Consider the following 20,948-nt stretch of genomic DNA (forward strand, 5'->3'; position numbering starts at 1 on the left):
CGGCGGGCACGCACGCGAAATCGGCGGCCCGGGGTTCCCAGCACCCCGGTATCCTCGACGCGACCGGAGGCACCGCACCATGACCGAGCCGGAAGGAGACCATCTGTCGATGCCCCCTGGCGCGCCTCCGACATCACCCGGGGCGTTGGTGGCCCGCCCCGTGCCTGGCCCTCCGGCCTGGGTGGCGGTGCTGGGCATCCTGTCGATCGTCTTCGGCGTGCTGGGTGCGCTGGGCAAGTGCTGGGGCATCGCCACCCCGCTCTTCTTCATGATGATGGACCGCTTCTTCGCCTCGATGCCCCAGGAGGAGATGCCCGAGGCGGTCGGCCGGTCGTTCTCCATGATGGGGGTGTACGCTTGGCCGATCGCGGGGATCTCGCTGCTCAAGACCATCGTGGCCGGCCTGCTTGTCGCGGTCGGCATCGGACTCCTGAAGCGCCGCGCGTGGGCCTCGGCGTGGGCGATCCGATACGCCGTGCTGGACATCGTGCTCTCGCTCGGCGAGGGCGTGCTCGGCGCGCTGGCGCAGGTGGCGCAGATGGAAGCCATGCAGGCCGCCGACCCGCCCGCCTTCGCCCCGATCGGAGGGTGGACGACGCTCATCGCCTACGGCAGCGTCGGCCTCGGCGTCCTCCTCAGCATGGTCTGGCCCGTCTTCCTCGTCGTGTGGTTCACTCGGCGGCGCGTCCGAGAGCACGTCTCGACCTGGAACTGACCGCCCCGGAGCCGACTCGCGATGCGCTGCAAGACCTGCGACTACTCGCTCTGGAACCTCCGCTCACGCCAGTGCCCCGAGTGCGGCTCGCCCTTCAAGCCCTCCGACTTCGCCTTCGTCGCGAACAGCGTGCGGTTCTGCTGCCCCCACTGCGGGCAGGACTACTACGGCACCGGGCCGAACGGACACCTCGAACCGCGGACGTTCGACTGCGTGCGCTGCGGCACGCGCATCGACATGGACGAGATGGTGCTCCTGCCGACCGAGGGCGTGGAGGAGGATCGCACCATCCCGGACGAGATGCCGTGGCTCTCGAAGCGCTCGGGCTTCCTCTCGCGATGGTGGAGGACCGCGCTGCGCGGCGCGGCCCAGCCCGCGCGGATCATCGCCCTGACACCCCCCGAGAGTTCGACCGCGACCGCGACGTGGTTCCTCGTCGTCACGCACGCGGTCATTGGCGCGCTGACCGTGCTCACGATTGTCGCGCTCTTCGTCGTGATAGGCTTGTTCGCGGGGATGGGCGGCGGAGGTCCGGGCGTTGGGCCGGCGCTCGCCGGTGGGCTGTTCGGCGTCGCCATCGGCACCATCGCCTCGGTGATCGGCGCGATCGTCGTAGCGTGGCTCTGGATCGCAGCCTCGCACGGGCTGCTCCTGGTCACGGGCGGCACGGCGCACGGCATCGGGCGGACCGCGCACGCCATCCTCTACACCTGCGGGCCGATGCTGATCTCCGCTGTCCCGTGCGTCGGGTGGTACTTCGGCTGGATGATCGGCGGGGTGTGGTGGTTCGTGGCGGCGACTATCATGGTGATTCGCGGCCAGTCCGTCCGGCCGGTCCGGGCAGCTATCTGCGTGATCGGACCGCCCGCCGCGGTGACCGTGCTCGGCGTCGCCGCGTACGTCGCGCTCATCTTCAGCGCCGTCAGCTCGGCTCAGACCGCCGTCACGACGGCGCGCGGCATGAGCGCGGTCGCCGAGACGCAGAACGTCGCCGCCGCGATACAAGCCTTCAGCACTGCGCAGAACAGGCCGCCCACCCACGCGCTCGAACTCGTGACCGACGGCACGCTCTCGGCCGCGATGTTCTCCTCGGCAACAACCGCCACCACCACGACAGCCCCCGCCTTCGAGAACACCGACCTGCAGACCTTCTCGATCATGCCCGAGGCACAAGCGAAGGCCTTCGCGGCGAGGGCCGCCGCGTCGCTGCCGCAGGGTGTGGTCGCACACCGCGTCGGCGACTTCGTGTTCACCTATCACGGGTTCGACCCCACCGACCCCACCTGCTCCTCGCTCTGGGTCGTGATCCACTCGCCCGACCCGGCGTCGAACCCGGTCTCGACACCCGGAGCGGCGGCCTTGGCCAACGGCGCGGCGATCGCGATTCCGCCCCGCCAGTTCCAGACCTTCCTCCAGCAACAGAACGACCTGCGCGCGTCGTTCGGCCTGCCCCCGCTGCCGGACCCGAGGACGGTATCGCCGGACGCACCCGCGGTCCGTCTTCCGCAGGACGATCGCTAAACAGTGATCCCGAGCGTCCGTCCGGTCGTACAACCGATAGGGAAGGTCGGGGTCGCACCGCGGGGTGCTCTCTATGATTCGGCACCGGAGGAACCCATGAACCGCAGATTCCCCCAGCGATTCCCTCTCCCGGTCTGCCTCATCGCCGCTGCGGCAGGGATGACGGCTACCGCGGACGCTTCCGCCCAGAACGCCCTGGGCGATGGCCGCGGCTTGCAGCAGCAATCCCCGGGACTCGGCACGAGGCTCGGCAACGTGCCGCTGCCAATGGACACTCGCTCGCGCGCCTTCGAGCGCGAACTCGCCTTCCGCGAGGCGATCGTGACCGGCTCCGCGCCCGCCGGGTTCTCCTTCCGAGGCGACGTAACGCCTTCCCGATTCGAGTTCCGCGGCGAACTCGGCTCGGACGACCTCTTCGCCTTCCGGCGCGACTCGCTGTATTCGGGACTCGCCGGGCAGGGCATCCGCGGCACGGACGCGCTGCAGTACCAGTTCTCGCTGACCACCGGGCAGCGCCCGCCCTCGAACCTCGCAGGACCGCTCGCGGTCCAGCGCGGCGGCGGTCGGAGCGACTGGGATCGGCTCGCCGTCGATTCGTTCCGCGACCCGGGCCGAGGCGAGCCTGGACTGACGCGCGCGCCCGCCGAGCCGACGCTCGAAGGCACCCCGCGCCCCACGACCGACCTGCGCCTGCCGCCCGCGTGGGAGTCGAGCCTGTCGCAGTCGGTGCGTTCGACGGCGGACTTCGCCGCCAATCGCGGCCTGCAGCCGACCATGCTCTCCGTGGTGACGGACAACTTCACGCGCGAGTCCATCGGCCTGTCCGCCTCACCGCTGACCGGCGTGGTGCCGCATCGCCTCGGGCCGGCGCCCCACACCGTGCCGGGCGTGCCACCCGAGGTGTTCATGCCACCGCCGGAGGTCACCGAGCCTGGCCTGCTCGACATCGCCGCCCCGACGGGTGCGATCGAGCCTGGTCGTCCTGAATCCACGTTCGCGCGAACGGCCTATGAGCGTGCGATCGAACGCATGGCCCGGCGCGCCGCCGCGGACGGGCGTGCAACCGCGACCACGCCCGAGGGGACGCCCGCCCCACCGCCGTGGATCCTCGACCTTCAGCAACTTCGTCTCGAGCTGCACTTCCCCGAAGCGCTGAGGAATCCCGTGCTGCCCGAAGCGCCGGCCCTGCCCGCCCCGCTCCCGGGCACGGAGACCGCGCCCGCCGTCCCGGACCCGCTCGCTTCGATCCCCGGGCTTCCCGCCCCGAACGCGCCGGCCGTTCAACTCAGGTTCGATCCCGCAACGATGCGGATGATCCGCGAATCCGCCGGCGTGTCCGAGACCTTCATCCTCGCCGGCGTCGACGATCGCAACCTCTTCTTCGAGCACATGCGCCGCGGCGAGGAGCTGCTGGCGCAGGGCCGCTACTTCGACGCCGAGGAGAGGTTCATCAGCGCGCTCGCCGCGAGGCCAGGCGACGTCACCGCGCTCTACGGGCGCGTGCACGCGGAGATCGGCGGCGGGATGTTTCTCTCCGCCGCAACCAACCTCCGCAAACTCCTCTTCGACTCTCCCGAGGCGTCGGCGATGCGCTGGGGTGCACGACTGCTCCCCACGGACGAGCGGATCGAATCCCTGCGCGCCGACCTGCGAGCGCAGGCGGACCGCGAGGGTCAGCCCGCCGCCGACGCCGCCCTCCTGCTCGCCTACATCGGCTACCAGACCGGCGATACCGCGCTCGCGCGCGAAGCGGTCGAACGCCTCGAGCGCAGCCGCGACTTCGCCGACCAGCGCCTGGCCGCGTTCCTGCGCGGCATCTGGCTCGGCGAGATCCCCGCGTCCGCGCAGCCCGCCGATGCGCCGCCGAACGACGACGACCCGCAGGAGGACGACGCCGGCTGAGCGCGGCGATCCCCGCATGACCGAGCCAACGCACACCGCCGGCGATCGTGCCGCCGCCGATCGCGGTGCGGCCTCCCTGCGCGACTTCCTCACCGACGGCTCCCTCGCAGGCATGTGCGCCGAACTCTCGACCCTTACCGGCATCCGCGTCGAAGTCCGCGACGAAGGTGATCGCGTTATCGTCGCCGACGGCGGGGGCTGGCGCGCCCTCCCGCCCGGCTCTGGCCTCGCCGACGCAGCGATCGGCGCATCCTTCCCCCTTACGGTCGGAGAGCAGACCATCGGGCGCATCGTCGTCGGGCGCGAGGGTCCGCCCGACGGCGGCCGCGAACGACTCGAACGAGCATTGTCTCTCATCGCACGCACCTCGAGTGAGCTGTGCGAGAACGCCGCCGAACTCCGCCACGCGCTCGACGAACTCGGCGTCCTCTTCGAACTCGCCGCGCTCCTCGTGGATTCCGCCGACGTGCGCTCCATGGTGGACACCGCGCTCGCCTCCGCCCTCCGAGTGCTGCGGCTCGACGCCGGATCGGTCGTGCTCCTCAAGGAGGACGCCGACGGCATCGTCTCCGAGGACGAACGCGACCTCGTGCTCACCGCCTCGCGCGAACTCAGCCGATGGTGGCTCGACAGCCCGGAGACGCTCAGTGAGGGGCGCGTCTTCGACCGGCTCGCCCTCGCGGGAGAGGTAGTCGCGGTCGAAGACCTGCTCCTCGACCCGCGCGTCCGCATCCTCGACCGCGTGCGCACCGAGGGGTTGCGCGCGTTCATCTGTGCGGGCCTGGTCTTCCGCGGCAGGCCGATCGGCGTGATGCGCCTCTACGCACGCACGCCGCGGTCCTTCGACGAACTCGACAAGAGGCTGCTGCGCTCGATCGCCCAGCAGGCCGCCGCCGCCGTGCAGCAGTCGAGGCTCATCCGCCAGCGACAACGCCAACGCCAACTGGACCGACAACTCGCCCTCGCCGCGGACGTCCAGCGCAGGCTCCTCCCACGCCGCCTCCCGCGACCGACAGGCCTCGACCTCGCTGCCGGGTATCAGCCGACCTTTGAGGTCGCAGGCGACTTCTACGACGCGTTCGAGTCGCACGGCGGCCTCGGGCTGCTCATCGGGGACGTGGTCGGCAAGGGCATTCCCGCCGCGCTGCTCATGGCGTCCGTCCGCGCCTCTCTTCGGGCGCATTCGGAACGAACACACGACGTGCATCGCGTGCTCGACGCCGTGAATCGAGACCTCTGCCGCGACACGCTCCCGAGCGAGTTCACCACGCTCTGGCTCGGACGGCTGGACCCGGCGACGCTGCGACTCACCTACGCCAGCGCGGGGCACGAGCCTCCATTCATCGTGCGCGCGGGCCGCGGCGCCACGACGCAGGAACTCGACATCGGCGGCATCGTCGCGGGCGTGGACCCGGCGCACGAGTACCGAGCGGCCGAAGTAACGCTCAGGCCCGGCGACGCGCTCGTCGCATACACCGACGGCGCGTGCGACGTGATGGACTTCGAGAACCGCAAGTTCGGCAAGCGCCGGCTCCAGCAGGCCGTCCGCGCCGCCATCAGCGAAGACCCATCCGCCAAGGCGGGCACGATCCTCGAACGGGTGTTCTGGGAGTTGCGGCAGTTCGCCGGCCTCGCGGCACGCCCCGACGACGTCACCCTGCTCGTTGTTCGCGTCGAAGGCTGAGACGATTCACGCCGCCGTCGGTCGGTCGTCATCGCACCGCCCGAGCAGTTCGGCCATCGCGTCCATGCTCCGCTGAACCCGCCCGAAGGCATCCTCGACCGCCTCGATGGACCGCTCGCCGTCCGTCAATCGCAGCCGCACCGGCCCGCTCGCCCTGGGGAACGGGATCGGCTCGTCGTCGCGGCCGCGGGCGTCGATCGCGTGGTGGAGGATGAGTCTCGGCATCAGGGGCGGCTCCTTCCCCCCGAACATCGGTTCCATCCGCCCGTCGCGCTGAGACTCGGGGGGGGTGGTTGCAGGATCGCCCCCGAACAACCGCGCAACCTTCGCCCGCTTTCCGGCTTTTCCGTCCGATCAGCGCGTGCCGCCGAGGGTCCGCCGATAACGCCCCCCTCAATCCCGGGGAGCCTCCGGGGTGGGCCGGTCGGCTTCATCGCCTTCCGCCCGCGCATCCACACGCCTGCCCCGGCCTCCCCCGACGCGGTTCTCCGTGCCCGCAAAGGTCCGGGCGATGTTCGATCGGTGCCGCCACACGACCAGGACAACGAGGCACGCCATTGCTGCGTAGAAGGGCGTCGCCCCCGCGTGCGTCGCGTCGCTCAACACCACCAGCACGGCGACGCCGATCGGCAGCGTCAACGCGGCGATGCACGACGAAATCCCAACATATTTCGTCGCCGCCACCAGCACGAGCCACACCAACAGCGCGGCGAGCGCCGGGATCGTGAGCATCGGGAAGACGCCCAGCGCAGCCCCGAATCCGGTGGCCACGCCCTTCCCACCCCTGAAGCGCAGCCAGACCGGGAAGACGTGCCCGAGCACCGCCGCCACCGCGACCGCGAGCCACACCCACGCCTCGGGCGCGGGCACGTCCGTCCGCCCGAGCACACCGATCCATGCGCCCGCGGCGAGTGTCGGCACGAAGCCCTTGAACACGTCGAGCGCAAAGCAGAGCATCCCCCACCGCCGCCCGAGGACGCGCCCGACATTGGTCGCGCCGACGTTCCCCGAGCCGTGAGCGCGGAGGTCCACGCCCCGCGAGCGCGCGATGAGCACGCCGAACGGGACCGACCCCGAGAGGTAGGCCGCGCCGATCAGGATGAACGCGTCGGGTGTCATCGTGATCCCCGCTCCGAGCCTGTCACGCGCCGGGAGCGAGCCGAGAGCGAACGGTCGCCAGCACCTGCGCCCACACCTCGTCCGGCGGCTTCGTGCCGTCCACGACGGCGTAGCGGTCGGACTGGGCGGACGCCTGGTCGAGGTAGCCCCGGCGCACCTTCGCCCTGAACTCCGCGTCCGCGGACTTGTCCTCCATGCGATCGGAGAACAGGTCCTTCATCCCCGCGACGGCGCGGCCGCCTCGAACGACCTTGCTGTCCACGCCGCGGGTGCGCTCGATGACGGTCTGCGGGTCCACGTCGAAGACGACGGTGAGGTCCGGCATCGTACCTCCGGTGGCGATCCGGGCGACGGCGTGGATGTCCTCCAGCGGCAGCCCGCCCGCCGTCCCCTGGTAGGCGAGCGTGCTGGAAACAAAGCGGTCGGCCAAGACCAGCCTGCCCGCGGAGAGCGCGGGGCGGATGCGCTCCTCGACGAGCTGCGCCCGGCTCGCCATGTAGAGCAGCATCTCGCACCGAAGGCTCATGCCCTCGTGACGGCGGTCGAGAAGGATCGCGCGGACACGCTCGCCGATCGCTGTGCCGCCCGGTTCCCTCACCTCGCAGACCTCGACGCCGGCGGCGGCGCAGGCCGCGACGAAGCGGGCGAGTTGGGTGCTCTTCCCCGAGCCGTCCGGGCCGTCGAAGACGATGAACCGCCCCGCGAGCGAGCGGAGCCATTCGAGCGGCGCGTCCTGCGTTCGGTCGTCCCGGGGCACGCGGCGAGTCTACCCGCGCGCCCGCCGGGCATCACAACGGCGCGGCGGGTCAGTCCTCGTCGCCGTCCTCGTCGCGCGGCTTGCTCTTCTTCTTCTTGGGCGGCTCGCCCGGGCCGGAGGCGAAGAAGCGGTCGCAGGCGAGCGTGCCAGAGCCGGTGCAGAAGAGCGACATCGCTCCGGCGAAGAGGGTGAACTGGAAGAGCAGGTGCTGCCACGACTCGCCGTCGTGCCAGGCGTGGTCGGGGAGGAAGCCGAGGAAGGTGTCGCCGGACTGGATGGCGGGTCCGAACTGCGTGAGCCACATCGCGCCGAGCATGACGCCAGCGATGCTCAGCGCGCCGAGGCGCGTGAGCAGACCGAGGAGCACGAGCACGCCGCCGATGAGTTCGGTGAAGGCGACCGCGCGGGCCGCATAGACCGGCCACGGATCGAAGTCGCGCGAGCGGTCGAAGTCGGGCCAGAGCGGGCGGAGCGGCGCGCTCGTCTCCGGGTGCAGCGGCGGGTGGACGGCCGAGTGCAGGAAGAGGACAAGGCCGTTCATGCTGCGGACCCGCACCGGGTCTGGAAAGTCCGCGGCCGTGTACCGCGGCGGCTGCCACGCGGAGGCGAGTGCGTAGTTTGGCTGGGAGGCGAGCGTCGCGCCCGCGCCGGGGGCGCGCACCGTGCCGTCCCCGTCCGGCGGAGGGAGTTCGGGGACCGTCGGCGGAGCGGGCTGCGGGGCCGCGCCGGCGGGCTTGATGATGCCGTAGTTCGCCAGCAGCGCGGCCGACTCGCCCGAGACCTCCATGTCGTGGAAGACCTTCACCGCGCCGGCCATCAGAAAGACGATGCCCAGCGCGGCACGGAGGAAGAGGGGCGCGAAGTTCAGGGCGACGGAGTCTCGGAATCGCATGGGCGCACCTCGCGCGTCGTTCGGGGCAGGTCCGGGCGGGACGGGCGCAGGATCGGCCCGTGTCTCTGTCGGGATCGGCCGATCGGGGTTTCGGGCATGATTGGAGGGGGTGGGGATGAGAGAGGAGAGGGGTGGGAAGAGAGAGGAGAGCCGGAAAGGGAGACGGGGCCTGCAAGACCCCGCCCCGGGATCGGGCAGACCTCCGCCCCACAATCAAGCAGGTGCCGCGCTGGGGGGCCGGCGGGTGTCGGGTCGTAGGATTCGTAGAGACGCGGGCGTGGCGGAACTGGCAGACGCGCGGGGTTTAGGTCCCCGTGGCCGCAAGGCCGTGCAGGTTCGACCCCTGTCGCCCGCAGTGCGACGCTGCTCCGCCTGTGAGGCGTGACGGCACGGGCTTGGTGCCCCTCATCGCCGATCCCGGCCGTCCCAGCCGCGGATGGTGTGCATGCCGTAGATGCCGATGGGGAGCCATGTGCCATCCCACGAGCCTTCCCCGTTTGGGTACGGCTCGATGAGGTCGGCTTTGGCGAAACGCCCCGCGCTCCCGTCCACGAACGCGAGGCCGATCCCATCCTCGACGCCGGGGTGCGGGAACCAACGCACCGGATGGATCTCGGTGATCAGCGCCTTCTGCGCAGGGAACGACGCGCTGCTGAGCCGGCTGTGACACCACTGGCTCGGCCCCGTGCGGGTCTCCGGCTCCCAGTAGGCGGGGGCCGCGAGGAACGCGCTCGATAGCAGGTAGTTGATGCCGATGTTCTTCGGATCATCGGGCGAAGGGTCGGGATCGGCGGCCGGGTGGAGGAAAGAGCGGTGCTTCAGGACGCCGCTGTAGTAGTCCTCACACAGCGCATATTGCCAAAGGTACACGGTGTGGAAGTAGGGGAAGACGATAACTTTGTTGCAACCGCGAATGACAGACCGTTTCGCCTTTGGATCGGCGAAAGCGGGGAAGTAGTCGTCCCAGTCCGCGGCGTATGCCGCGAGCACCTGCGCGTGCGATCGTGTGTTCGCGACGGACACCGTGTCGCGCGCCGAGGCTCGAACATGGCCGAGCGTCGGGAGCAGAAGACCCGTGACAAGGGCTGTCAGAAGAACGACGAGGATCATCTCGAGCAGGGTGAACGCGCGACGTGGCATCACGCACCTCCCTCCTCGTCCGGCCCGCGTGTCGTGCCGCCTCGCCACCGGAAGGCGAGCATGACGCAGAGCACGCCGTTGCGAATCAGCGTGTCCCGGAGCGCATCCTGCCGGGCCTGATGGCGCAGAAGACGGCCGAAGCAGTGACAGTCCGGCGCCTCCGCAACCGCATACTCGACAAGCATGGCCGCCGAGAACACGACGATCAACGCCAACGCGCCCCGTGCGACGATGCGCCTTCGAATCCCGAGCAGCCACGCCCCGGCGAGCGCCACCTCGGCCGCGATCACGCCGAGCGAGATAGGCGTGGCTAAGGCGCTTGGCACGACCGTCCACCGTGCGAGGGCCTGCGCGAACTCCCCCGCATCCATCGCCTTGGCCAGGCCGGCAAGCAGGACGACGATCATCGCCAGCGTCGGCAGGACGGTCATGGCCATCCTGCGGACGCGCAGGCGTGGTCGATCCGCGCTGTCGCCCAGAGCGGTCATCGTGCACATCGCTCCCATTTCTCAGTGACGGTTGCTCCGGCGGCAGTCGCTCACTGCCCGCCCCCACCCCCGCCGACACAGAGATCGCCGTTGGCGACAGTCCCCTGGATGGAGAAGGAGCAGGAGCGAAAAACCACGCACGCCCCGGTATCATTCGGTTCCCACCATGTCATGTGGCAGAGGAAGCCGTACGGCGAGGAGAGTTTCCTGTTCCCGACGTTGACCGTGTTCGTCACCGTTTCATCCTCAACACGGAGGGGAGTCTTGCACGCGAGGCTCGTGGAGCAGACGCCGCCCCCAAGATCACACGCCTGACCAACCGTGACATTCGAGTAGCATTCGGGCGACGCCAGCACCGCGACTGCAACTCCCCCGGCGGCGACCGCCAAGCAGAGTGCGAGAGCGTTCTTACGGAGTTCTCGAGTGTTCATGGTCCCTTCCTTGTTCTCACTGGCCTCGCTTCAGCCTGAGCCACACCAGCGCGCCGACGATGACCGCAACGAGCGTCCATCCGGTGGGCTTGAGCCATGAGGGAGGGGGTTGCCGCGAAGCGTCCGGGGGGAGAGAGACCGTCACCCGCTCACCGTCCTGCCATGTCTCCGCGGTCCCGGAGCCGTAATCCACGATGGACGTGAAGGTCACGGGGCCGCGGACGGGATCCGTGCTGTCGGCTGCCGGCCGCGTCATCAACGGGTCGAGTTCGCCGGGTTTCAGAGGTCGAATCTCGTGCAAAGCCGTCGTCATGTACGCGAGACCATCGGCATCGATCGAATCCACACGGGTAGCCGCCCATCGACCGATGGCGTCCACGAAGAGCCATTCAGACCACACCTTGCGATGGCCCAGCCACTTCGGGTCGTCGTTGGACGCAATCAGTGTCATACTGTCGATGACAACTCGGCTCGCGTCAACGTGCCCGCTGTATTGCCAGACACGCTGCCCCGATGCGGACGCGGTCGTCGCCTCCCACACACCATCGCGCACGACGGAACTTACCGGCGTGACCCCGAGCGGGCCGGACGAGAACCCCATCGCAAGCCAGTCGTTGATGTAATGCGGCAGGGCGGAAATCAACCCGGCCGGGTCGTGGCCCTCGGGCGGCCGGCGCGCGTCGAGCAGCCGCAGTTCCTTCGGCGTCATCCACCACGTGCGGGGGCCGTCGTACGCGATCTCGGCGTACTCGTACCCGGCGGGAAGGTGCAACGGGTGCGTCATGCTCAGTCGCCAGCGGTTCGGCCCGCCGTACCACAGGCGGTAGCGCGTCGTCTTCGGCCCGATCTCGATCTGCGACTTCAGTTCATCGTGCGTCCGGCGCAGCGGGTGGTCCGGCTTGCCCTCGATGATCTCCGCCAATCGCGCCAGTTCCGCCTCGTCGCCGGGAATCCTCGTCAGGATCGAGTAGTCGATGTAATGCCCCTCGGGAAGCCCCACCTTCTCCGCAGCCTTCCACTCCGCGCGGAACCACTCCAGCGAACCCAACTCCTGCCCGTGCGCCGCGGCCGCAACGAACACCGAAAGCAACACACATGCGAACGCGCATATGCGATTCGCTCCGAGCGACGGCCGGAAAGCCGTCATGCCGCTCCGCCGCCCGCATCCTCTCATGCCCCGGCTCCCGCAGAAGTCTCCCGCCAGAATGCAGATGCACGCAAGGCCCGCTCGTGTGACATGGATTCCCGAGTTTTTTCCGTTGCTCCGCCCCAACGGGCGGGGGCAGGACTTGACACGCCCCGCCGGAGTCGTTCTACTCATCCCCGTGGGCCGCGGTTGCGTTCCGGCACGGCCGGAGGGAGTCGCCGTGCCTCATCGCGTGCCACCGAAGGACTCGGAGGCACGCGAAGCCGTGCCTCACCCTCAACGCTTCGAGGTCCAGCGCTCGAGGTAGAGCAGCAGGTCAGCGGAATCGGTTACCCCGTCGTTGTTGTAATCTCCCTCGCCCGCGACCCACGCGTTCAGAAACCGAACGAGGTTCGTGGTAGGATCAGCCCCTACGGCCCCGAGCTTTTCGATCAAACGATCTTCGAGGCGCTCTCGCTGCTTTCGTATGTTCTCGCGTTCTCTCTCGTCGGGCAACAGCTCGCTGAGCCTTTCGAGCGAGTACAAGGCGAGGTCAGAACGACCGAACTGCGCAGCCCCTTTCAGTACGGAGAGCAGGGTTACCTCTGATGATCGCATCCGCCGGTCAAAGGACCCACTCTCGCGCTCGACCGCCGGAGCCGGGTGCTTCCGGATCGTGTCAAGCCGATCGAGCGCCTCACCGGTCACTCCGAGCCACTCATCGACTCTGCCCCGTGCCTTGAGCGCCTGACCGAGCCTCTGCGCTACGACCTCGACTGTCCACGGGTCACTGACCAGGTCGGGATCATCCCACAGGCGCCTGAGCTCGGCGATGTAGGCGTCCGTAGATCTCGTTGCATCGATGAGTTCGGCGCGCACGAGGCGCAGCCGAGCGACCGCCGCATTTCCGCCGACCACATCCTGAGCGTATTCGCTGAGGAGTTCATCGACGAACTCGATCTGGGAAGTCTTGTCTCCCAGTCGGCCATGCATGTCCGCAGCTGCTCTGAGCGCTGATGCCACCGTCGCACGGTCAAAGAGGCCCCGATCCCTGACGATCCTGGCATTGACGCTCAGCGCACCATGCACGTCGCCGCGAGCCAAGAGCAACATCCGTAGTTGGGAAATGCCGCTGAGGTAGCTGCTTGTGAACCGGCGTTGCATGGACGGATCCGCATCGTAGAGCGCCAACTGCTCCTCGAACGCCCGTTCCGCCTGACGCGACTGCCCGAGCACAAGCCAGTACTGACCCTGCATCCTGTGTGCCGCCGCGAGATCAAAGCCGCTCTCCGGATCCTCCACCACCAGATTCAATACGCGGATCGCCTCCGCGTGTGCCTCGACTCTCGCAAGCGCAGCAGCGGCGCGTCGGAACAGATTACAGTGACCCGGCAGACCCAGCTCTCGCAATCGCAGCGCGTCGTTCAGGTCTTCCGCGATCAGAGCGAGGTACGCTTCCGGGCCGACAACTGCCACCCATGCGCCTTTCCCGACAGGAAGAGCGGCTTCCTGAAACTTCTCTGCGGCGGGTCGCGGGGCGGGGTCGCCTTGCGCATAGGCGCTGAACGCGATCGTCATCGCAAGAATCAGCTTCGTCATGACCATCTTCTCCAGCACGCGAGGGGCTTCTTCCTGCTGATGCGGAATCAGGGGTCGGTATAGCACCCGCAACACGGGGGATCGGGCAGCGGATCACCGCAGAGCGGTTGACAGCACGCCTCTCTACCAAACTGATACTCCGGACTCGGCCTCTCGTGACGCCATCTTTTCGGTTTTGTTGACCTCAATGCTCGTGAATAGACTTGACAGATACCGTCCCCGTCGTTCTACTGGGGGCGTGGGCTGTGGGTGCGTCCCGGCACGATCGGAGGGATTCGCCGTGGTTCATCGTGCGCCCCCGAAGGACAACCCCGACCTGCTCGCCAAGGCCCTGGGCGGTGACCGCGACGCTGTCGCTTCCTTCCTCTGCCGCAACGCCGCTCGAATCAAGCGGCGGTATTGCGCCAGGCTCCGCGGTCCTGTCCGCCGCTTGATCGACGCCGACGACATCTTTTCGGCCATCGCTCAGCGGCTGGATGCATACGTTCTCTCGGGGCGGTTCGCCGTCGAGAGCGAGGCCCAACTCTGGGCTTTGATCTTCCGGATCGGCGACCGGGCCGTTTCGCGGCACGCCAAGCAGAGCGGCCACGGCCGCGGCCCCGGAAGCCTCAACGGCGCCCGCCTCGGGCGCCACAGTCCCTCCTCGGAGCGGCCTGACCTCACCCCCGTCGGGATGCTGCGCGAGGTCCACCGCGCCGAGGACCGCGAACTCCTGAGGCTGAGGCTCGCGGGCGCGCCCTACGCCGTCATCGCTCCGAGGCTCGGGGTCTCTCCCGCAGCGGCCCGCAAACGCTGGCAACGCCTGATCGCGGACCTTCAAAGACGCACGAACAGGGGGAGAGCATGACCCGAGAGCCTTGCGTTGCATCCGCGACCCGGCTCACCCCGGCTCGCGCTCGCGGTGGATGGTGGCCCCGAGCGAAGTGAGGCGGTCTTCAAGGCGTTCGTAGCCGCGGTCGAGGTGGTAGACGCGGCTGATGGTGGTCGTGCCCTCGGCGGCCAGGGCGGCGACGACGAGCGAGGCCGAGGCGCGCAGGTCGCTCGCCATCACCGGCGCGCCGCGCAGCCGGCGCACGCCCGAGACCACGACCGTCGCGCCCGAGCGGAAGAGGCTCGCCCCCATCCGCCCCAGTTCGGCGACGTGCAGGAACCGCTCCGGGAAGATGCGCTCGGTGATCACCGAGTTGCCCTCCGCGATGCTGAGCAGCGCCATGAGTTGGGCCTGAAGGTCCGTCGGGAAGCCGGGGTGCGGCTGCGTCGTGACCTCGACCGGGCGCGGGGCGCGGTCGCACGAGACGCGGCACACGCATCGCAACGGGTCGTCGCCGCCCACCGGCTCGACCCGCACGCCCGCGGCCTCAAGGCGATCGACCACAGCCAGCATGGCGTCGAGGGGGCAGTTGTCGAGGACGACGGAGCCGCGCGTGATGGCGGCGGCGCACATCAGCGTGCCGGCCTCGATGCGGTCTGGGATGACGGCGTGGTCCGCGCCGCCGAGCGAGGGGACGCCGTCGATCGTGATTCGGGGTGAGCCGGCGCCGGTGATCCGCGCCCCCATCGCGTTGAGCAGTCGTGCGAGGTCCACGACTTCCGGCTCGCAGGCGGCGGACTCGATGACGGTGCGCCCCTTCGCGAGAGCCGCGGCGGACATGACGTTCGCGGTGCCGAGGACGGTCGATCCGAACGGGCCGCCGAGGAAGACGGTCTCACCGCGCAGGCCCTCGGCCGGAGCCGAGGCGACGATGTCGCCCTGTTCGAGCGTGATGCGGGCGCCGAGGGCGCGCAGGCCGCGCAGGTGCAGGTCCACCGGGCGATCGCCGATGGCGCACCCGCCGGGCATGGAGACGCGGGCGCGTCCGCGCCTGGCGAGAAGCGGGCCGAGCACGCAGATGCTCGCTCGCATGGTCTTGACGACGTCGTAGCGCGCATGCGAAGGGAACTCGTCCACGGACTGAAGCGTGACGGTGCCGGAGTCGGCGGCTGGCCCGCGCTCGTCGGTGCGGCAGCAGCCGAGTTCCGCGAGCAGACCCAGCATGTTCCGGATGTCGGCGAGGTCCGGCACGTCGCGGAACCGGACAGGGCGATCGGTCAGCAGCGCGGCCGCCAGCAGCGGGAGCGCCGCGTTCTTGGACCCGTTGACACGGACCCGCCCCTCGAGCCTCCGACCGCCCTCGACAACGAATCGGTCCATCCCGGCCTCCGTGCGTCTGCATCCCCGACGAACGGCATGGTACATCGGCCGCGCGGCGTCCCGAGCGGGAGACACCGATTCCGCGCCGCCTGAGCGCGGTTTCGGCCCGGCGTGCTCCCGGGGCACGCCGCACAACCCGCACGACCACGCCAATCGAACCCGACTCGCCGGATTACCACCTCCCCGCGCTGGCCGTCACGCCCGGGAGTTTGGAGAGTGAAGGGTGAGGCAAACGGAACCGACACGGAGGTGCTTCATGCGGTACGGGAGAGGTCAACGGAGCGGCACGGCGTTGCTCGCCCTGGCGGGCGCGATCACGCTCGGTCAGGCGGCCGCGGCACAGCAGCAAGGCCCCGATTCGCTGGTGCTGACGGGCATCGTGCGCGATTTCAAAGCCCGCGAGCTGCCCGGGGGTCACACCGACTTCCAGTGGCAGCCGCGGAACAAGGACAACAAGGGCTCCTTCGGCCACTACATGAAGATCGTCGAGGACCGCCTCGACCCCGACGGCAAACCCGTCTTTCGCTCGCGCGGGCACCGCGTCACGAGCCAGTGGAGGGACGGATCGGGCCGCAACATCATGTCCCCTCGCGATCACATCGACTCGCGGCCGGGAGACGTCGCCGGCACGATGGAATCCGAAGGCAACGCCGTCAACTCCGCCCAGTCCTTCTCGCAGTGGTTCCGCGACCAGCCGGGCGTGAACATCTCCAAGACCATGCAAATCACCCTGCGGCGCGACCCCGACTCGGGCCACTACGTCTTCGACGACCGCACCGACCCGCAGTTCTCCAGCCTCGGCGGGTTCTTCCCGATCAACGGCGACCTCTACGGCAACTACGGCAGCACCGGCAAGAACTACCACTTCACCTTCGAACTCGGAACCCAGTTCGTCTACCGCCGCAACACGGGACAGGTCTTCACCTTCCGCGGCGACGACGACGTCTGGGTCTTCGTCGACGGCTGGCTCGTCATCGACCTCGGCGGCGTCCACGGCGCGATCGAGCAGACCATCGATCTCGACCGCCTCGGCTGGCTCGTGGACGGGAACACCTACCAGCTGCGATTCTTCTTCGCCGAACGGCACACCACCGAGGCGAACTTCCGCATCACCACCTCGCTCGAACTGCGCGACATCGCCATCCCCGTCTCCGCCGCTCTCTACGACTGATCGCGGCCCGATACCGCCCCCACCCCCGCACGCCCGGCGCTCCCATGAAGCCGGGCGTGTCTTTGTGCGCCGCGGAAATCAGCCCTGCACGTCGATGCTCGGACGCCGCGCGCCCTCGCCCGGCCGCAGAGAACCGTCCGGGGCGTAGGCGGGACGCTCCTGCCGGTCCTCGCGCGCCTCCTCCTGGGCGTTGTCCTTCAGGTTCCGGACCGCCTCCGCGATCTCGACGCGATCCAGCTCCTCCTGCTCGCGCGTCGAAGCGGGATCGCGCGGGCGGCGGGCCTCCTTGCGGGCCACGTCGCGCGCCGCAACCTGCTCGGCCTGGTGCAGGCCGGCGACCGACTGGGCCGCGGATGTGCCGAATGCGCTCACGAACGGAATATCGACGAGAGGACCGTCCGCGCTTCACCCACCACGGGCGATGGGGTTATCGGCTGGAACCTCACCACTACATATAGATGGATGTAGGATGGTGCGCACGAACTGCGCCGGTCAGATGCCGAGCGTGTTCACCCCGCAGTCCACGTAGATGTTCTCGCCCGTGACGCCCGACGAGAGATCGCCGGCCAGGTAGACGGCGGTACGGCCCACGTCGGCCCCTTCCACGTTGCGCCGAAGCGGAGCACGCTCCAGGTTCATCCGCTCGATATCGTCCACGCCCCCCACCGCCGATGAGGCGAGCGTCCGAAGGTAGCCCCCCGAAATGGTGTTCACGCGAATGCCCTTCTCGCCAAGTTCCGCGGCGAGGTATCGGGCCGTGCACTCCAGGGCGGCCTTTGCCACGCCCATCACGTTGTACCCGGGCACGACCTTCTCAGCCCCGTAATACGACATCGCCATCACCGAGCCGCCGCCCGATCGCTCCATGAGCGGCGCGGCCGCGCGGGACATGGCGAGCAGCGTGTAGGCCGAGACGTCGATGGCGCTGAGGTACGCCGCGCGCGGGGTCTGCACGAACTTGCCGCGCGCGAGCCACTCGCGGTCCGCGAAGGCGATCGAGTGCACCAGCACATGCAGGCGGTCGAACGACTCGGCGTAGCGGGCGAAGGCGGCGTCGATCTGCTCGTCGCTCGACGCGTCCATCGGCGCAAGCCACGGATCGGCAACGCCGAGCGCCTCGACGGCGCGACGGGTACGGCGCTCGTTCTTCTCGCCGGGCAGGTGCGTGAACGCGCACCGGCAGCCGTGCTCGAGGAGGGCGGCAGCGATGTGCCAGGCGTAGGAGCGCTCGTTGGCGATGCCGACGATGAGAGCGTGACGACCTTCCAGCAGTTTCATGCGAGGCTCCGGTGTGGAGGGTGATGAGCGGAAGAATAGGAGACAGGGCTTCGAAAGGCCCCGCCGCAAGTCCGCTGCACGATGGTTGAAGGTCAATGCGGGTCGATCGAGCGAAGAAGCGGGCCGGGCAGGAGCAGGCTCAGCACACCCGCGACCGCGAGGGCCCCCGCCGTGACGAAGAACGCAGCCCCCAGCCCGAGGGCGTGGTGCAGCCGTTCGGCGGCCAGAGAGCCGACCCCAGCGAACGCCCATGCGCCGCCCATCATCAGGCTCGAGGCGAGGCTCGTGCGGTGCGGGAGAAGACGCTGCGCGAGCGCGATCGTGACGGGAACGAGACCGCCGAAGCCCGCACCAGCGACCACAGTGAGCGCGAAACCCGCCGGGATGGACGAGTTCGGGATGAGAGCGGCCGCGGCGGCCCCGAGCATCGGCACGGCGACCAGCGCAGCTTTCTCGTGGTGGGCGCGGAGAAACCAGCCCGCCGCCAGTCCCGCGCAGCCCATCCCCACCTGCATCGCCGCCTGCATCGCGCCGTTGATCGCGCTGGCGCGCTGGGCAAGGTCGAGCGCGAGCGGGTCGGCGGAGGCGTGCGAGCGCACACGCTCCTCGACCCACGCCAGCAGCAGGTACACCAGCGCCATGTTCACGCTGAAACGCACGAAGTTGCCCGCGTAGAGAAGCCAGACCGCCGCCCAGCGCCGGCGGCGGTCCACCCGGCTGAGGCCGCGGTGCTTCTCGTGCGCATCGTGGCGACGGTGCGCAACGGCGTGGATCGCCCACGCGAGCGCAGCAGCGACCGCGACGCCAGGGATCGCAAGCCACGCCAGCGACTCAACCCCGAACCTCGCCGCCTGCTGCGGCGGGAGCACGTTCCCGAGGATGCCCCCCCCCATGCCCGCAAGGAAAAAAACCGAAACTGCGAGCGAGCGGCGCCGGCCCGCGAGTTGGCCGACGGCGGCAACCGCGGGCGGGTGGAACGCGCCGACTCCCGCAGCGCCCGCGCTGTAGAGCGCGAGCAAGACGGCGAACGACGGTGCGAACGGCATGACGCAGATGGCGACCGCGGCGACGAGCAGGCCGAGCGTGCCGATCGATCGCGTGTTCAGACGATCGCTCACGAACGCCGCCGCCGGTTGAACAAGCCCGCTGGTGACCGAACCGACCGCCAGCAGCAGCGCGACCTGCGCGGGCGTGGCGTCGAGGCGCGCGCGGAAGAGCGGGAGCAGGCCGATGGGGAGAAACGAGTAGAAGTCCACGGCGGTGTGCGCGCCGATGGCGACGCCCGCGCGGAGGCGCGCCGCACTCATGACGCCGATCGAAACGCTTCCAGGCAGCGCAGTTTCGCGGAAGGGTCGGCCCACGAAGGGGAGTTGTAGGAGCGGCGAAACCGCCAAGAAGCCGCACTGTTCGGGTAACCCGAACCGCAGCGGCGCGTGCGAGTGGCAAAAGTTCTGGCCAGCCGCATTTTTCATGACCCGGCAAGACGCGATTCGTCGCACTGGGAACGGGTGAGGCGGCCCGGACGCTCCCGCAAGGCCCGTCGCGCAGAGATTGCACGCCCCAGGCCGGCTCCGGCTCTTTCATCCCTGAAACCCTCATCCTGCGAAACGCGAACCTTGATCTGGAGAGTCTGGAAAATTCGGGGGGATCGCACTTCGCGTGATGACGGGTTTGAGATATCATGGGACAACCACGGGGGCGCCAGAAGGACGGGGCCTCCGCACCCGGTTCGTGCATCTCACAGGCAAGAGGGAGACTCAACAATGAAGACGATTCGGATCGCGATGCTTGCTGCGCTCGCAGGCGGTGTGACGGGCGCGGCGTCGGGACAGAACATCCTGATCACCGAGCACAACACCCAGACCGTATACAAGATGAACGTCTACACCAACGTGATCACCCCCCTGATCACCTACGGTGACCCGAACATCCGGCTCGCCGGCATCGAGCGCGGACCCGGCGGCGCGTTCTACGTCGCCAACGGCCCCCTGCCCGTGCAGGACCCGAGCACCGCCACGATCTTCAAGATCAAGGGCCTCCTCGGCGGCGCGCCCGTCAGCAGCGTCTTCGCCCAGAACGACCCGCTCCAGAACCCCATCGGACTCCGCTACCACGCCCCCACCAACAACCTGCTCGTCGTCAACAACCCGCCCGAGAACTCCATGCAGCAGCCCGCGTTCGACGGCATCCTCGGGTACGACCTGAGCAACGGCAACATGACCCAGGTCTTCCAGCAGGCGCCCTCCGGCGACCCGCCCCCCGTCTACCGCCAGGGCGCACGCATGATCGTCGATCCCTCCGGCGCGGGAGACTACATCGCCACCTCCCTCAACGGCGGCGTCTACGACGGCGGCTCCGGAGACCTCAACAAGGGCAGCACCCTCTGGCGAGTGAACGTCGACGGCAGCCTGAACGGCACCATGTCGCTGCTCGTGGACCTCAGCAACACCTCCATCGGCACCCCGCTCACCTTCGTCCGCGGCGTCGCCGCGGGCCCCGCCGGCGAACTCTACATCACCGACCTCAGCACAGACACCCTCTACCGCATCGACCTCGACGGCGGCGGCAACTTCTCCAGCATCGCCTCCGTCGTCAGCATCACCCAGGGCAGCGGCATGCTCGACGTCGTCTACCACCCCATCACCAACAAGCTCTACTTCTCCACCTCCAACAGCGACGAACTCTACAGCGTCAACCTCGACGGCTCGGGCCTCTCCCTCATCGCCTCGAACTTCGAGGCACGCAACTTCTACCTCGTCCCGGCCCCCGGCTCACTCGCCCTCCTCGGGATCGGCTCGCTCGTCGCCATGCGACGCCGCCGCTGAGCGATTCACCCGACGTCCGACGTCCTCTGACGCCCGGCGGCAACCCCGCCGGGCGTTTTTCATCGACTTCCGCGGGCGGGAAAGCCCCCGGTTCGTCGGACCTTGCGAC

At 69.0% G+C, this 20,948-nt stretch carries 20 protein-coding genes and 1 tRNA gene; 8 read left to right on the forward strand and 13 right to left on the reverse strand.

The features are described from left to right. The first annotated feature begins 160 nt into the window (after window positions 1–160). From FBT69_08250 to FBT69_08265, 4 genes are all read left to right on the forward strand, one after another. The gene (locus tag FBT69_08250; GenBank protein MDL1904782.1) at window positions 161–715 is read left to right on the forward strand and encodes a hypothetical protein; all 555 of its coding nucleotides are present in this window, start codon (window positions 161–163) and stop codon (window positions 713–715) included. A gap of 21 nt (window positions 716–736) precedes the next feature. After that, window positions 737–2,236: a YIP1 family protein gene (locus tag FBT69_08255; protein ID MDL1904783.1), complete on the forward strand. Its 1,500-nt coding sequence runs from the start codon at window positions 737–739 to the stop codon at window positions 2,234–2,236. Between the two features lie 96 nt (window positions 2,237–2,332). Further along, entirely contained in the window at window positions 2,333–4,138 is a 1,806-nt protein-coding gene (locus tag FBT69_08260; protein ID MDL1904784.1) for a hypothetical protein, read from the forward strand. Next, window positions 4,092–5,822 (forward strand): GAF domain-containing protein, encoded by a 1,731-nt coding sequence (locus tag FBT69_08265; GenBank protein MDL1904785.1) that lies wholly within the window; start codon window positions 4,092–4,094, stop codon window positions 5,820–5,822. The genes FBT69_08260 and FBT69_08265 overlap by 47 nt, the downstream gene beginning before the upstream one ends. A gap of 6 nt (window positions 5,823–5,828) precedes the next feature. Here the strand turns inward: FBT69_08265 and FBT69_08270 are convergent, their stop codons facing one another. The 4 genes from FBT69_08270 to FBT69_08285 form a co-directional block, all read right to left on the reverse strand. Then, a complete protein-coding gene (locus tag FBT69_08270) occupies window positions 5,829–6,047 on the reverse strand; it encodes a hypothetical protein (GenBank protein ID MDL1904786.1) in 219 nt (72 codons plus the stop codon). A gap of 168 nt (window positions 6,048–6,215) precedes the next feature. Continuing rightward, window positions 6,216–6,941, reverse strand: coding sequence for a glycerol-3-phosphate 1-O-acyltransferase PlsY (gene plsY / locus FBT69_08275; GenBank protein MDL1904787.1), 726 nt, complete (start codon window positions 6,939–6,941; stop codon window positions 6,216–6,218). Between the two features lie 22 nt (window positions 6,942–6,963). Continuing rightward, window positions 6,964–7,632: a dTMP kinase gene (tmk, locus tag FBT69_08280; GenBank protein ID MDL1904788.1), complete on the reverse strand. Its 669-nt coding sequence runs from the start codon at window positions 7,630–7,632 to the stop codon at window positions 6,964–6,966. A gap of 115 nt (window positions 7,633–7,747) precedes the next feature. After that, window positions 7,748–8,239: a DoxX family membrane protein gene (locus tag FBT69_08285; protein ID MDL1904789.1), complete on the reverse strand. Its 492-nt coding sequence runs from the start codon at window positions 8,237–8,239 to the stop codon at window positions 7,748–7,750. A gap of 622 nt (window positions 8,240–8,861) precedes the next feature. On the opposite strand from FBT69_08285, the gene FBT69_08290 reads away from it, so the two are divergent. Next, a tRNA-Leu gene (locus FBT69_08290) sits at window positions 8,862–8,945 on the forward strand. Window positions 8,946–8,995: 50 nt separating this feature from the next. Here FBT69_08290 and FBT69_08295 read toward each other — a convergent pair. From FBT69_08295 to FBT69_08315, 5 genes are all read right to left on the reverse strand, one after another. Beyond that, window positions 8,996–9,730: a type II secretion system protein gene (locus tag FBT69_08295; protein ID MDL1904790.1), complete on the reverse strand. Its 735-nt coding sequence runs from the start codon at window positions 9,728–9,730 to the stop codon at window positions 8,996–8,998. Further along, the gene (locus tag FBT69_08300; protein MDL1904791.1) at window positions 9,730–10,236 is read right to left on the reverse strand and encodes a hypothetical protein; all 507 of its coding nucleotides are present in this window, start codon (window positions 10,234–10,236) and stop codon (window positions 9,730–9,732) included. Before FBT69_08300 ends, FBT69_08295 begins: the two co-directional genes overlap by 1 nt. Window positions 10,237–10,268: 32 nt before the next feature. Next, the gene (locus FBT69_08305) at window positions 10,269–10,649 is read right to left on the reverse strand and encodes a hypothetical protein (protein ID MDL1904792.1); all 381 of its coding nucleotides are present in this window, start codon (window positions 10,647–10,649) and stop codon (window positions 10,269–10,271) included. 16 nt (window positions 10,650–10,665) lie between these two features. After that, window positions 10,666–11,730, reverse strand: coding sequence for a hypothetical protein (locus FBT69_08310; protein ID MDL1904793.1), 1,065 nt, complete (start codon window positions 11,728–11,730; stop codon window positions 10,666–10,668). Window positions 11,731–12,072: 342 nt separating this feature from the next. Then, the gene (locus FBT69_08315; GenBank protein ID MDL1904794.1) at window positions 12,073–13,392 is read right to left on the reverse strand and encodes a hypothetical protein; all 1,320 of its coding nucleotides are present in this window, start codon (window positions 13,390–13,392) and stop codon (window positions 12,073–12,075) included. A 262-nt stretch (window positions 13,393–13,654) separates the two neighbouring features. On the opposite strand from FBT69_08315, the gene FBT69_08320 reads away from it, so the two are divergent. Continuing rightward, a complete protein-coding gene (locus tag FBT69_08320) occupies window positions 13,655–14,221 on the forward strand; it encodes a sigma-70 family RNA polymerase sigma factor (GenBank protein MDL1904795.1) in 567 nt (188 codons plus the stop codon). A 33-nt stretch (window positions 14,222–14,254) separates the two neighbouring features. On the opposite strand, the gene murA is transcribed toward FBT69_08320, so the two are convergent. Beyond that, on the reverse strand, window positions 14,255–15,565 hold the full coding sequence (murA, locus tag FBT69_08325; GenBank protein MDL1904796.1) for a UDP-N-acetylglucosamine 1-carboxyvinyltransferase: 1,311 nt from the start codon (window positions 15,563–15,565) through the stop codon (window positions 14,255–14,257). Between the two features lie 256 nt (window positions 15,566–15,821). On the opposite strand from murA, the gene FBT69_08330 reads away from it, so the two are divergent. Further along, entirely contained in the window at window positions 15,822–16,736 is a 915-nt protein-coding gene (locus FBT69_08330) for a fibro-slime domain-containing protein (GenBank protein MDL1904797.1), read from the forward strand. A gap of 78 nt (window positions 16,737–16,814) precedes the next feature. On the opposite strand, the gene FBT69_08335 is transcribed toward FBT69_08330, so the two are convergent. The 3 genes from FBT69_08335 to FBT69_08345 form a co-directional block, all read right to left on the reverse strand. Continuing rightward, window positions 16,815–17,108 carry a hypothetical protein gene (locus FBT69_08335; GenBank protein ID MDL1904798.1) on the reverse strand — a complete coding sequence of 98 codons (294 nt, stop codon included), beginning with the start codon at window positions 17,106–17,108 and terminating at the stop codon, window positions 16,815–16,817. 120 nt (window positions 17,109–17,228) lie between these two features. Beyond that, on the reverse strand, window positions 17,229–18,014 hold the full coding sequence (locus tag FBT69_08340; protein MDL1904799.1) for an enoyl-ACP reductase: 786 nt from the start codon (window positions 18,012–18,014) through the stop codon (window positions 17,229–17,231). 92 nt (window positions 18,015–18,106) lie between these two features. After that, window positions 18,107–19,486 carry an MFS transporter gene (locus tag FBT69_08345; protein ID MDL1904800.1) on the reverse strand — a complete coding sequence of 460 codons (1,380 nt, stop codon included), beginning with the start codon at window positions 19,484–19,486 and terminating at the stop codon, window positions 18,107–18,109. A 291-nt stretch (window positions 19,487–19,777) separates the two neighbouring features. On the opposite strand from FBT69_08345, the gene FBT69_08350 reads away from it, so the two are divergent. Continuing rightward, on the forward strand, window positions 19,778–20,839 hold the full coding sequence (locus tag FBT69_08350; protein ID MDL1904801.1) for a PEP-CTERM sorting domain-containing protein: 1,062 nt from the start codon (window positions 19,778–19,780) through the stop codon (window positions 20,837–20,839). Window positions 20,840–20,948 lie beyond the last annotated feature (109 nt).

Origin of the sequence: Synechococcales cyanobacterium CNB (assembly GCA_030263455.1) — a bacterium.
Classification (GTDB): Bacteria; Planctomycetota; Phycisphaerae; order Phycisphaerales; family UBA1924; genus CAADGN01.

Coding starts and splice junctions, on each gene's coding strand:
- FBT69_08305 (MDL1904792.1), bottom strand. CDS start 10,649: ATGAACACTCGAGAACTCCGTAAGAACGCTCTCGCACTCTGCTTGGCG.
- FBT69_08265 (MDL1904785.1), top strand. CDS start 4,092: ATGCGCCGCCGAACGACGACGACCCGCAGGAGGACGACGCCGGCTGAG.
- FBT69_08270 (MDL1904786.1), bottom strand. CDS start 6,047: ATGCCGAGACTCATCCTCCACCACGCGATCGACGCCCGCGGCCGCGAC.
- FBT69_08295 (MDL1904790.1), bottom strand. CDS start 9,730: ATGCCACGTCGCGCGTTCACCCTGCTCGAGATGATCCTCGTCGTTCTT.
- FBT69_08345 (MDL1904800.1), bottom strand. CDS start 19,486: ATGAAAAATGCGGCTGGCCAGAACTTTTGCCACTCGCACGCGCCGCTG.
- plsY (MDL1904787.1), bottom strand. CDS start 6,941: ATGACACCCGACGCGTTCATCCTGATCGGCGCGGCCTACCTCTCGGGG.
- FBT69_08350 (MDL1904801.1), top strand. CDS start 19,778: ATGAAGACGATTCGGATCGCGATGCTTGCTGCGCTCGCAGGCGGTGTG.
- FBT69_08340 (MDL1904799.1), bottom strand. CDS start 18,014: ATGAAACTGCTGGAAGGTCGTCACGCTCTCATCGTCGGCATCGCCAAC.
- FBT69_08260 (MDL1904784.1), top strand. CDS start 2,333: ATGAACCGCAGATTCCCCCAGCGATTCCCTCTCCCGGTCTGCCTCATC.
- FBT69_08285 (MDL1904789.1), bottom strand. CDS start 8,239: ATGAACGGCCTTGTCCTCTTCCTGCACTCGGCCGTCCACCCGCCGCTG.
- FBT69_08255 (MDL1904783.1), top strand. CDS start 737: ATGCGCTGCAAGACCTGCGACTACTCGCTCTGGAACCTCCGCTCACGC.
- FBT69_08300 (MDL1904791.1), bottom strand. CDS start 10,236: ATGGGAGCGATGTGCACGATGACCGCTCTGGGCGACAGCGCGGATCGA.
- FBT69_08330 (MDL1904797.1), top strand. CDS start 15,822: ATGCGGTACGGGAGAGGTCAACGGAGCGGCACGGCGTTGCTCGCCCTG.
- murA (MDL1904796.1), bottom strand. CDS start 15,565: ATGGACCGATTCGTTGTCGAGGGCGGTCGGAGGCTCGAGGGGCGGGTC.